Genomic DNA, 11,891 nt, shown 5'->3' on the forward strand with positions numbered 1-11,891 from the left:
TAGCAGTTGGCTTACTTAGCCATTGAACTATGAGCCTTTGAGCACTTAGCCTTCATAATCACGAACTTGGTTACGCAGCTGCTGCTTGTATTCAGGCGTGATTGGTTGGTTCTCTTCATCGAGCATAATCGCATCAAGATCGCTTGCCATCATATAAGCAATGCTCATCATGCTATCAAAGCTGCGCACGGCTTGTGGATGTGGCAATGACAAAAACATAACAACACCATTGTAAGTGTTGGTTGCGACACTATGTGGATCAAATGGCGCGATACCACTGTCGGTGATACCCATCATGCTAAACCACAGCATACCCGTACCGTCTTTTTGCTCATAGCGATGGAACATATTCATCGCGCCATAGCGTAAACCATATTTATCAATCAATGCTAGCAGATCACGACCACGGATAATCGCGGTTGGACGATCACGATATTGGTGCGGCAATATGGTGATGTTGATGTTGTCTTTGGCATTGATCAAGGGGCCGTTTTGCGCGTCATCGCCTGACTCTGATAAATGCTGATCCAGTATCGGGCTGTTGTTGTCAAAGCTTGGCTCTTCTGCCGTGTCAATTGATGGCATTAAGCTATCTGTTGCTGACATGAGGCTAGAGAATGCATCAGGCTCTTGCTCGATATGCATCTGATCAGCCGCTTCTACAAACTCAGCGTTATCAGCGCGACGTTGCTCTTCTTGCCAGCGCGCATAGTCTGCATTGTCGATGACGTCATGATCTTCATCTGCCATAGTGTTGCGTTCAGCGGTCAGCTGTATATCGACGTTGGTATGAGGCTGCGTCAATGGCTCTTCTTCAACGACAGCATTCAGATAAGTGCGGTCAGGGCCAATGCTCGTCTCGCCAGCGACTGTATCATCAAAGTCTGGCTGATCAACGATATTGCGCTCATGACGCGGTATGATGGGAATACCGTTTTTATCATAGTTGACCGCAGCAGCTTCGGCACCATTACGGCGCTTAAAACTGCGAATGACCATAAACAGCCCTGCGAGCACGATAAACGCGGCAATGGCAATCAATACAAACTGAATAGCGGTCATGATAAATACATCCTAGTATATATAACAAAAGGGAATACACAAACGAGCATAAATGGCAATATTCTAGCATGGCTGACCCATATCGTCACCACATTGTGTACTTTATAACCAGCATGCTGGACTGAGGTCAAGCATATTTGTATTTATGCCGACGGATTGATTATATTTGCATCGCTTTGATTCTCATAGCTCTTTTAGTTTTGGCTTTTTTGCTCTTAGCTCTCTACATAACGCGCGGCTTCATCCAGCGACACACTGACTAGTGTAGAAATACCGGCGCTTGGCATGGTGATGCCTTTGAGCTCATCAGCGATCTGCATCGTCAGTTTGTTATGACTGATAAAGATAAACTGCAAATCATCTGCCAGCTCATGAATGAGGCTAGTAAAACGCGCGACGTTGGCATCATCAAGCGGCGCATCGACCTCATCAAGTACACAAAACGGTGCAGGATGCTGCTTAAATATCGCAAAAATTAGGCTAAGCGCGGTCAGCGTTTTTTCACCGCCAGAGAGTACGGCTAAGCGACTATTGCGCTTACCCTTTGGCTGCGCCATCAAAGTAAGTCCTGCCCGCCATTGCTCTGATTTTGGCGTATTGGCTGGCATCTCGTCTGTGTTCAACGTCAGACTGGCTTGCCCGCCGCCAAATACTTTAGCAAACAATTTAGCCAGCTCATTATTGACCACATCAAGTGTCTGCATAAACAGTGTCTTGGTCGTCTCATCGATCGAAGCAATCGCTTCAGTCAACGTCTGCATACTGGCGGCGATATCGGTGGTCTGCTGCGCGAGTGGCTCCAAGCGCTCATTGACCTCAGCCAACTCTGCGACGGCAGCAAGATTGACAGCACCAATCTTGCTTAACTGCTGCGCAAGCTTGGCACGTTCGGACTCCAGCTCAGCAATTTTGTCTGGGCGCACACGGCGATCATGAGCGATAAAGTCTGCCAATAAGTTTGAGACACTCATGGTTTGCTGCGGCGAATGATCTGCTGGTGCTTTATATTTCTCACTCACTCGAGTATAAGCATCTAGAGCGCTCTGCGTATGCCTACTTGCATCCTCCAAACGCGCTGCACTCAGTGCCAACTCAGTCGCATGTTGGGCAAGTTCACTTTGCTGCGTCTGCAAGGTATTTTGCAATGTATCAAATGCCGTCTGCTGCTCAGCATACGCTTGCTTTAGCGCTGTGAGCGCGCTATCACGCTCAGTCAATAACGCTTGCTGCTCATCACGCGTTGTCTGTGCGCTATGCAATGCGGCTTGCAGCTCTGGCAATTTAGCTTGCTGCTGCTTGTGACGCGTCTGTAGACTCTGCTCATTCTCTAATGACTTATCATATTGCTCGGTTGCACGAGCCAGACTGCTAACACTATGCTCTAGGCGCATCTCGTACTGCTGAATACGTAGCTGTAACGCCTGCCAAGCCTCATCATCGGCTTGGCGCGCACGATTTAGCTCACTGCGCTCAGATTGTAATTGCTGATTGGTCGCTCGTGCCTCTGTTATTTGCGGCGTAAGTGTGGCGATCTTGCGTTCGATATCCTGCTGCTCACGAATAAGCGTTTGCGCCTCATGCGCAAGCTCTTGCTTTTCTTGCTCAAGCGCCGCTTTGTCAGCATTTAGGCGTTGGCTGTCTGCTTGCAAGCGCTCCACATTGGCGCGCTGCGTGGTCAGTTGTTGCTGGTATTGATGCTTATCACGGGTTAATTGCTCAGCTTGTGCGCGCGTCTCTTCTAGACTGACCATCAACGCATCATAGTCGCGCTGGTCTTTTGCAATAGATTTTTGCTGATCGTGGATTTTGCTTTCAAACTCATCAAGCAAGTCTTCTAGCGTTTGCAAACGCGTGCGCTGCGCCAAACGCTGGGTGAGAAACTGACTGCTGCCCTCGATTTGATCGTCTTGCGCGCCAGCGAGCTTACTTAGATTAAACGTGCCTTGACAACTAATAATCCAACCATCGGCAGTCAGCAGAAGCGCTGATGGTGGTAATGATTTTAAGACATCGGCAAACACGTTAATATCATGCTCACTAGCAGACTTAAACTGCGCTGTGTATAGATAACACTGCTGCCAAAGCGTAAGCGCAGGCTGAGCAATCAGATGTGATAATGGCAATACTTTATCACTTAAGCTATCTGGTAAGTCGCTAATAAAGGCATGATCACTGCTATCGTTTTGCTTCGCAGGCAACCATAGGCTATGACCCGTTGCTAGTGTTTTTTCTTTTGTACTGGCTGACGTGTTTTGTACGGTTTGATAAGTCAGTAAAGCGCTAACGTCATCTTCAAGTACTTGCCATAAGCTGTCAGCTTTTTGAGAAACGCCATTAGCGTTATTAACGCCTGATTGCTTGATTTGATTAGCTTGTTGGCGAGCAACCAGCACATGGCTATCTAGCCATAACGCCAAGACACTATCGAGTAGCTGTGCGTGCGCTTGCCCCTTCGCGCTCAGTCCAATCTGTTCACGTAGCGTCGTAATAGCCAATTGCTGTGTATTTACAACGCCACTATCGGTATTATTTGTTATAGCTGCTTTGTCTTGAGAGTTCGTTGTAGGTTTAGGGTGCAGTATCTGATGCAGCGTATCGTATTCGCCTGCGAGTAGTGCATGACGTTTTTCATCATCGCTCAGCTCACGTTGCTGCGTGTTCAGTCGCTGCTGCAAATGATGCGCTTGCGGTTGTATGTCAGACAGACGTTCGTCCACACCCTCTTGTTGACGCTCGATCTGCTGTAGCGTTGTGCTCAGTTCAGTGACTTGCTGCGCTAGCGCTTGACTTAAGTCGCGCTTATCCGCTGCCTGACTTGCATCAGCACTGGCACTAACAGCATTATCACTGGCAGATGGCGCTATAGACTGCTGCAATTGCTGCCAGAGGTTTTGCCAATTTTGCTCGCGACGTTGCCATTTATCATCGCTTTGGTGATGGCGTTTTTGTGCTTGGGTATTAATCGCCTGCTGCTGCTCAAGCGTCCGAGCCTTGTCTTGCAAGCGTGATAGCTGGTTTTGTGCGTTGTGCCATGCGCGCTGCAATGGTTGCTCATTACGCTTGTAGTCATTACGCTTGTGAGTCAGCTCCGCGAGCTGTGGGCGTAACGCTTCTAGCGCTTGCTTCTGCTCAGCTTGTTCAGCGTTAAGCCGCTCGATATCAGCGAGTGATTGCTCGCGCTGCTGCGCTAAGTGAGACAGTTGCTGCTCAATGGCTGCCAGCTGTGAGGTGGCATCACTCAATTGATGCTCGGCATTTTGGTAGCCCAGCTGCTGCTGATAGTGCGCGCTTTGGGCATCATCTTTGAGCCACTGCTCTTGGTTGATACGAGCGGTGAGCTTGTCTTGCTGAGCTTTTAACGTGTCATAATCGGCTTGCAATGTTGACACCTCAGCAGCACTACGCTCATGCGCTATTTTTTGCTGCTGCTGATTGTGCTTGGCTTGATAAAGCTGCTGAATGGCAAGCTGCTGCTCAATATCAGCCAAGCTGAGAGAGATTTCTTCGTAACGCTGCGCGCTCGCTGCCTGTTTAGACAGTGTCTTTTGTTGGCGAATTAGTTCGCTTTGCATATCGTGCAGACGCGCCAGATTGTCTTTTGTTTTCTCAAGCTTCTTTTGCGTTTCTTCGCGGCGCGCCTGGTAGCGCGAAACCCCAGCCGCTTCTTCGATAAACTCACGCAGCTGCACGGGACTGGACTCAACAATCCGACCAATCATGCCCTGCTCAATGACCGCATAACTGCGCGCACCTAGCCCTGTCCCCAAGAACACATCGACCACATCTCGGCGACGACAGCGCGTACCATTGATAAAATAATCCGAGCGACCATCCTTATTTACCTGACGGCGAACGGACAGCTCTTGGTACAAGTTAAACTCATGGCGAATGCCCGTCTGCTCATCTTGAGTATGCTCAAAGGTCAGCTCAACACTGGCAACGCTCTTGGCCGTTTTATCTTGCGTACCGGCAAAGATGACATCACTCATCGCCCCGCCGCGCAGCTGCTTGGCAGAGGTTTCACCCAGCACCCAGCGAATGGCATCAATCACATTTGATTTGCCGCAGCCGTTTGGCCCGACGATGGCGGTGATACCATGACGAAAAGTAAAGGTCGTTGGATTGGCAAAAGATTTGAAACCTGCCAGCTTTAGAGATTTTAAACGCATGGATAGTCAGTTGATATGGCGAAAACAGGCGGCTATTCTACCTGAAATTGTTGTGAGTTTTTAGGGTTAAACGTCTAAGTGCATAAACGATTTTGCCTTCAGGCTCTGGTGAAACCCAAGCAGCAGTTTTTGCTCCACTTGGCAGACGTTATTTTCTGCTAAGTAGCGCTGATTGAACTCAATCAATGCCGACCACGTGATACTGGCCACTTGTAGATGATCGACGATTTCTAACAGCTCTGGTCTTAATAGATGCTGATACTTCTTGGGTCGTTTGTGACACAGTGCCAGCTCTCGGTCGGCTAAGCGCTGCTTGTTGTGCTCTAGCTCACTGCCACCGATGAACAACAGCAAAAACTTGGCACCTTTATCGATAAAGCCTTTTTCGAGCAAATGCTCATACATCACGCAGTACTTGAGCAGCTGATCTGGGTTTTTTCGACCATTAAATTTTAATTCATTGGCTACCAGCACATTTGACTGATGGTTGTAGGCCAAATTGTCCATATACATCGCTTTTAGCTCTGTGCTGGCCTCAAACAATCCGCTGTTGCCATGTGTCGACCACGACCCATTTGGCTCAAAGGTGATGAATTGCTGATAAAATGAGTCTAAGTAGACATCACTACATAAACTCAAAAAGATATCGAACTCTTTATTCAAATAATCTTCAGAGAAAAACGCGACTCGGCGAATAGCTTCTCTAGGATCGCAGATGCCTACCGTTTTCGGTGAATAAGTATTTAACTGCTCAGACTCATGCATTTTTGCATTGAGCTTCTTAATGACGGCGTGTTCAACTTCTTCTAGGTTTTTTCCTGCTAGCTCTGGATCGATTGCCCATTCGATGATTTGGCGCACATATTGCTTTTTGGTGATACCAAGAATTTGCTTTGGCTCCCACGCCAAAAACTCTACCATGTTTGTGAGACCAGTCGTCCATGATATCTGGTCTTTTAAATGATTTATTGATCCAAAAACACGGCGATATTTTTCTGCTGCTTTCATACTAAGAGTGTCTCATGGTTTACATTTTTTATAATAAAAATTTGGGGTTGCTACAATACGCCCAGTCCACTCAATAACAACTGCCCTCCTGCAAATATCAATAACACGCCAAATGCGCGCTTGAGCATCAGAGCAGGCAATACATGGGCAAGCTTGGCGCCCACCTTTGCCATCGCAAAGCTGACCACTGAAATACACAAAAACCCTGTGACATGGACAAACCCGATGGTGCCCTCGGGCAGATTGACCACATCTTGACCAAACCAAGCAAATCCAGCCGCACCAGCTAGAGCAATAGGAAGACCACACGCCGCTGACGTACCGACAGATTGCTTCATCGGCAGTCCTGCCCAGTTCAAAAACGGTACGGTCAAACTACCACCGCCAATACCGAAGATAGACGATGCCATACCAATGCCCGTACCTGCGCCAAACTGTACTCCAGCAGGCGGCAACGGCTTACCCACTTGCTCTTTGTTAGAAAAGAACAGCATTTTTAGCGCAACCAATAGCGCGCCAACACCGATGATGGCTTGTAGCGCCTGACCATCAATCATATCTGCGATACCAGCGCCGACCAAACTCCCCACCACCAAGCCGAGCGCCATCTTGCGCCATACTTCCCAGCGGACACCGCCGCGTTTATTGTGAGCCGTCAGTGAGCTGATCGACGTGATCACGATGGTCGCAAGAGACGTACCAATGGCTAAATGTGTCACCACTTCTGGCGAAAAGTCATAAGCGGTAAAAATCCAGACCAATGCGGGAACGATAATCATGCCGCCGCCCACGCCAAATAACCCTGCGCTGACACCCGCAAACGCCCCTGCAATCACAAACCACACATATAACATCATAGAACAAACCTTTTATAATACTGGTCTAGTATTAATTTTATTTCATACTTACTGGTTTCTTTGTGCACTCAACTGTATTTGCCAAATCTTAACGTGACCTTTATGCTGTCTTTGACAACCGCCTAGTATATCAAAGTTTCTCTCAACCACATCGACTAAACCTATGCCAACACTCACCAGTTTTTCAAGCCGTTTATCCGATCTCAACCACCGTCACGTTGCCAGTAGCGCCTCAACCAATAGCGAGCTGATCGAAGCACTGCAAGATAGGTCGTTAGATATCGCAACCGTGCACGTTTTAACCGCAGATACCCAAAGCGCTGGACGTGGACAACATGGGCGCTCATGGCAATCACCGCGCGGCAATGTCTATCTGTCGCTATATCACCCCGTGCATATGCCAGTTAGTGGTTTATTGTCTTTAATTATTGGCCTTGAGCTGGCAAAAATGCCTGTTATCCAAACACTGAATGAACAGCTACTAGCGCAAGGATTGATGCCAATTGGGGTGAAATGGGCAAATGACTTAGGGTTTTATCCATCTCAAGATGTTAAGCATGCGTTATTGGATAGCGGTGAGGCACATCAGCAAACACTACCCTTTCAAAAACTCGCTGGCATCTTGATAGAACCCGTAACTAAATCTGGCAAGTTGGTTGGTGTGGTACTGGGTATTGGGTTAAATGTACAAGCCGCACCAAAGCTCACCGCTCAAACGTCTGAGGGCATGAGTTATCAAGCGATCAGCTTACAAGACATCCATGGGTTGCTACATCCAGAAGTGGCAGCTGCCACGAGCCTGCCAGACTTACAAACACTGTATCAGCAGATGAGCAAAGCCTTGATGGCGGCGATGACCCGCTTTGAGCATTTGGGTATAGAAAAACCAACGGGTCATACGTACTATTTAGACGGATTCTTACAGCAGTTTGCTGCGATGGACGCACTAGCAGGTCTGCGATTGCGCGTTACCCAAGACTATAATAATAAAAAGCAAGTGATGACAGGGTTAGCTTGCGGCGTGGATACTCATGGGTGTTTGCAATTGCAGCAAGATAACGGTAAGATTTCTACGCTTTTTACTGGACGCATTGACGTTATTTATTAGGCTTAACCACCAAACTGACGAGCACTATTATTAACGAGCGCTATATAAAGGGATTTTTATGCTCTGGCTTGATCTTGGCAATACCCGCCTAAAATACTGGCTGACCGACGATATCGGGCAGATAGTCTCACATGATGCCAAGCAGCATCTACAAGCACCCGCTGAATTACTCATGGGTCTGACTGACCGCTTTGAGCGTTATGCGCCCGATTTTATTGGTATCTCGTCGGTACTGGGCGATACGCTGAATACCCAAGTATCAGAGACGCTCAGTCGTCTGAACATTCCATTTGAGTTTGTCCATGTTGATGCTGCGCACCCACTGATGAAAAGTGCTTACAATGACCAGCAGCTCGGCTGTGATCGCTGGCTACAGATGCTAGGAGCCGTCGATAAGAAAAAGCGCCAATGCGTGATCGGCTGCGGTACGGCGGTGACGATTGATTTGATTGATCACGCTGAGCATTTGGGTGGTTATATTTTCCCCAGTATTTACCTACAACGCGAGTCTCTGTTTTCTGGAACCAAGCAAATCACCATCTCTAACGGCACGTTTGATAGTGTCAGCCAAGGCATGACTACCCAAGACGCGGTGCACCGCGGTATCTTGCTCTCTATCGTTGGTGCGGTCAATGAGATTAGCCGTCGTCACCCAAACTTTGAAGTTATCATGACGGGTGGCGATGCAGCCACTATCTCGCAGCATGTCAACCGCCCCGTACGCTTACGTGATGATTTATTATTAAATGGTCTGGCACGGTATTTTGATTATCGTAATAAATCATAGATAAGCCAATATCACATAAAAAAAGCAGCACGTTTAAAGCGTGCTGCTTTTTTGGTTTAAGCATACTGTAAATTATTTCTTGTCAATTTAAATATAATGACTATGGTGCTGCAAATGCAATCGGTAATGTAACATTCCCTTTCACTGCCCGCCCTTTTATCAAAAAAGGCTTGAAACTAGCCCTTTTAATTTCTCTAGTAAAAGCAGCGTCTACCTGTTTTATACCACTACTCTTAATCACGGTTATGTTTTTGATACTACCTTGCTTATCAACTTGTAATAAAAAAGCCATTTCTAGATCTGTTTTATCACAAGGTTTGACAACGTTCCCATCTTGGTCATATGAACAACGAATCAGATATCGATTGAGATAAGCTGGTATATTTTCAAATCTTGGCGATCTCAGCCAGCTAGCATCTCGAGTAGAAAGTTGAATAACTGGTTCAGGATTAGACAAATCAATCAACTCAGCCTGTGCTGGCGTCATACCAATCGTTATCGTAGAAAATGCGAATAAAGTAACCAACATGCTATAAACACCGATAGAATTTATATTGGTTAGAAAGTAGAAAACGGTGTGAAGTGCTGGCTTGGTATGTAATTTATAGGTCATGGTATAAGTATTTTATCCAAATCATCAAAAAATGCTACGCTATGAGAAACATAACGTAGCACGTTTTTAGATCTTAAAACAAAAAACGTTCGAATAAAAGTTAGGCTATCAACAACCAGTAGTATCTATTTGGTCTCGTTAAACAGCTCACGACCGACGAGCATACGGCGAATCTCACTGGTGCCTGCGCCGATCTCATATAGCTTGGCATCGCGCCAGTAGCGACCAAGCGGATACTCGTTGGTATACCCATTACCGCCAAATATCTGAATGCCCTCACCCGCCATCCATGTGGCTTTTTCGGCGCACCACAGAATCACACTGGCACAGTCTTTACGCACTTCTCGGCTGTGTCCTGCGCCGCGCGCGTCTAGCATATCGAGGTTTTTACCCACAGTGTATAAGAAGCTACGACCTGCTTGCAGTATGGTATACATGTCAGCCACTTTGCCTTGGATAAGCTGAAACTCGCCAATTGCTTGACCAAACTGCTTACGGTCATGGATATAAGGGACGACATTGTCCATCACCGCCTGCATGATACCGATAGGCCCTGCCGCCAATACGGCACGCTCATAATCTAGCCCGCTCATGAGTACTTTCACGCCTTCATTGAGACCGCCCAAGATATTGTCGCTTGGTACTGTCACATTGTTAAAAGTCATCTCACCCGTATGGCTACCACGCATGCCAAGCTTGTCTAGCTTTTGCGCTGTACCAAAACCTTCCATGCCTTTTTCAACGATAAAGGCGGTCATACCTTTGGCACCCATTTCAGGATTGGTCTTGGCATAGACCACCATCACATCGGCATCGGGACCGTTGGTAATCCACATTTTGCTGCCATTCAGCACGTAGCTGCCGTCTTTTTCTTCGGCTTTGAGCTTCATACTAACGACATCTGAACCAGCACCAGTCTCGCTCATTGCCAATGCACCGATGAACTCGCCGCTGATGAGTTTTGGCAAATACTTTTGTTTTTGTGCCTCTGAGCCGTTACGTTTTATTTGGTTGATACATAGATTAGAGTGCGCACCATAGCTAAGCGCTACCGATGCCGACGCACGGCTTATTTCTTCCATTGCAACCATATGAGCGACATAGCCCATGTTGGAGCCGCCGTACTCTTCAGGAACGGTGATGCCATGTAGACCGAGGTCGCCCATCTTTTGCCACAGATCCATAGGGAACTCGTCGCTACTATCAATCTCGCTTGCACGTGGGGCGATTTCATTTGCCGCAAATTGCTGTACGACATCACGTAGCGCGTCAATATCTTCGCCAAGCTGAAAATTCAATCCAGGTAAACTCATAACCATTCCTTGTTTTTAGTATTTAATTTTTACGATAATTTTTTAAGACTGACGCTTATTGATTAAGGCACGTGCCACATTTGAGCCATTTGGACGTTTTAAAAACGCACTAATACGTTCGCCTGCTACAACCAACTTATCCAAGTCGATACCCGTGCTGATACCCATACCATGCAACATATACACCACATCTTCGGTTGCGACATTACCCGTTGCGCCTTTGGCATACGGACAACCACCAAGGCCCGCCACCGAGGTATCAAATTCGCTGACACCCATTTGTAATGCCGCTAAGGTATTGCTGAGTGCTTGACCATAAGTGTCATGAAAATGACCTGATAGCATCGTGATATCAGCGTATTCAAGCGCTGCTTGTAGGGCGCGCTGTACTTTGAGCGGTGTACCTACACCAATTGTATCAGCAATACCAATCTGCTCTGAGCCAATCTCAATCAACCGTTTAGTGACATAAGCGACTTGGCTGGGGTCAATCTCGCCTTCATAAGGACAGCCAACGGTACAAGAGATAACGCCGCGTACCTTGATACCTTGCGCTTTTGCTGCCGCAGCCACTGGTGCAAACCGCTCAATACTCTCATCGATACTGCAGTTGATATTTTTTTGGCTAAAAGTTTCGCTGGCTGAGCCAAAAATGACGATCTCATCAGGACAGTGCAAAATAGCATTTTCAAAGCCGCGCATATTGGGTACCAGTACCGAGTAGCAAACGTCCGTCTGCCGCTTTGGTGCAAGCGAATCCAGTAAGGCGCTGTTATCACCCATTTGTGGCACCCACTTTGGCGAGACAAAGCTTGTCGCCTCCAGTTTTTTAATCCCTGCATCAATCAAATCGTTGATTAAGGCTTGCTTGACCTCAGTCGGTACTGTCATGGATTCGTTTTGTAGCCCATCACGCGGACTGACATCAACGATGGTGACATGGCTTGGATACGAGTGGCTCATGCTTATTGTCC

General features: G+C 47.4%; 9 protein-coding genes. 2 read left to right on the top strand and 7 right to left on the bottom strand.

Annotated features, from left to right (window positions below; all coding sequences use genetic code 11):
* Nucleotides 1-45: 45 nt before the first annotated feature.
* The 4 genes from JMX83_RS02700 to JMX83_RS02715 all read right to left on the bottom strand — a co-directional run bounded on the left by JMX83_RS02700 (nucleotide 46) and on the right by JMX83_RS02715 (nucleotide 7,093).
* On the bottom strand, nucleotides 46-1,062 hold the full coding sequence (locus tag JMX83_RS02700) for a cell division protein ZipA (RefSeq protein ID WP_201598849.1): 1,017 nt from the start codon (nucleotides 1,060-1,062) through the stop codon (nucleotides 46-48).
* A gap of 215 nt (nucleotides 1,063-1,277) precedes the next feature.
* Entirely contained in the window at nucleotides 1,278-5,231 is a 3,954-nt protein-coding gene (locus JMX83_RS02705; protein ID WP_201598850.1) for an AAA family ATPase, read from the bottom strand.
* 66 nt (nucleotides 5,232-5,297) lie between these two features.
* Nucleotides 5,298-6,239: a hypothetical protein gene (locus JMX83_RS02710; protein ID WP_201598851.1), complete on the bottom strand. Its 942-nt coding sequence runs from the start codon at nucleotides 6,237-6,239 to the stop codon at nucleotides 5,298-5,300.
* A gap of 50 nt (nucleotides 6,240-6,289) precedes the next feature.
* Complete coding sequence (locus JMX83_RS02715; protein WP_201599077.1) at nucleotides 6,290-7,093, bottom strand: sulfite exporter TauE/SafE family protein; 804 nt, start codon at nucleotides 7,091-7,093, stop codon at nucleotides 6,290-6,292.
* A gap of 166 nt (nucleotides 7,094-7,259) precedes the next feature.
* On the opposite strand from JMX83_RS02715, the gene JMX83_RS02720 reads away from it, so the two are divergent.
* Nucleotides 7,260-8,204 carry a biotin--[acetyl-CoA-carboxylase] ligase gene (locus tag JMX83_RS02720; RefSeq protein ID WP_201598852.1) on the top strand — a complete coding sequence of 315 codons (945 nt, stop codon included), beginning with the start codon at nucleotides 7,260-7,262 and terminating at the stop codon, nucleotides 8,202-8,204.
* A 58-nt stretch (nucleotides 8,205-8,262) separates the two neighbouring features.
* Entirely contained in the window at nucleotides 8,263-8,991 is a 729-nt protein-coding gene (locus JMX83_RS02725) for a pantothenate kinase (protein ID WP_201598853.1), read from the top strand.
* A gap of 100 nt (nucleotides 8,992-9,091) precedes the next feature.
* Here JMX83_RS02725 and JMX83_RS02730 read toward each other — a convergent pair whose 3' ends face one another.
* The 3 genes from JMX83_RS02730 to JMX83_RS02740 form a co-directional block, all read right to left on the bottom strand.
* The gene (locus tag JMX83_RS02730) at nucleotides 9,092-9,604 is read right to left on the bottom strand and encodes an energy transducer TonB (RefSeq protein WP_201598857.1); all 513 of its coding nucleotides are present in this window, start codon (nucleotides 9,602-9,604) and stop codon (nucleotides 9,092-9,094) included.
* A 125-nt stretch (nucleotides 9,605-9,729) separates the two neighbouring features.
* A complete protein-coding gene (locus JMX83_RS02735) occupies nucleotides 9,730-10,917 on the bottom strand; it encodes an isovaleryl-CoA dehydrogenase (RefSeq protein WP_201598858.1) in 1,188 nt (395 codons plus the stop codon).
* 42 nt (nucleotides 10,918-10,959) lie between these two features.
* Complete coding sequence (locus JMX83_RS02740) at nucleotides 10,960-11,880, bottom strand: hydroxymethylglutaryl-CoA lyase (RefSeq protein ID WP_201598859.1); 921 nt, start codon at nucleotides 11,878-11,880, stop codon at nucleotides 10,960-10,962.
* Nucleotides 11,881-11,891: the final 11 nt, after the last annotated feature.

The organism is Psychrobacter piscatorii, assembly GCF_904846415.1.
Classification (GTDB): domain Bacteria; phylum Pseudomonadota; class Gammaproteobacteria; order Pseudomonadales; family Moraxellaceae; genus Psychrobacter; species Psychrobacter piscatorii.

What these genes read in the sequence shown, in the direction of transcription:
- JMX83_RS02730 (WP_201598857.1), bottom strand. Translation starts at nt 9,604, where the DNA reads ATGACCTATAAATTACATACCAAGCCAGCACTTCACACCGTTTTCTAC.
- JMX83_RS02715 (WP_201599077.1), bottom strand. Translation starts at nt 7,093, where the DNA reads ATGTTATATGTGTGGTTTGTGATTGCAGGGGCGTTTGCGGGTGTCAGC.
- JMX83_RS02735 (WP_201598858.1), bottom strand. Translation starts at nt 10,917, where the DNA reads ATGAGTTTACCTGGATTGAATTTTCAGCTTGGCGAAGATATTGACGCG.
- JMX83_RS02740 (WP_201598859.1), bottom strand. Translation starts at nt 11,880, where the DNA reads ATGAGCCACTCGTATCCAAGCCATGTCACCATCGTTGATGTCAGTCCG.
- JMX83_RS02725 (WP_201598853.1), top strand. Translation starts at nt 8,263, where the DNA reads ATGCTCTGGCTTGATCTTGGCAATACCCGCCTAAAATACTGGCTGACC.
- JMX83_RS02710 (WP_201598851.1), bottom strand. Translation starts at nt 6,239, where the DNA reads ATGAAAGCAGCAGAAAAATATCGCCGTGTTTTTGGATCAATAAATCAT.
- JMX83_RS02705 (WP_201598850.1), bottom strand. Translation starts at nt 5,231, where the DNA reads ATGCGTTTAAAATCTCTAAAGCTGGCAGGTTTCAAATCTTTTGCCAAT.
- JMX83_RS02720 (WP_201598852.1), top strand. Translation starts at nt 7,260, where the DNA reads ATGCCAACACTCACCAGTTTTTCAAGCCGTTTATCCGATCTCAACCAC.
- JMX83_RS02700 (WP_201598849.1), bottom strand. Translation starts at nt 1,062, where the DNA reads ATGACCGCTATTCAGTTTGTATTGATTGCCATTGCCGCGTTTATCGTG.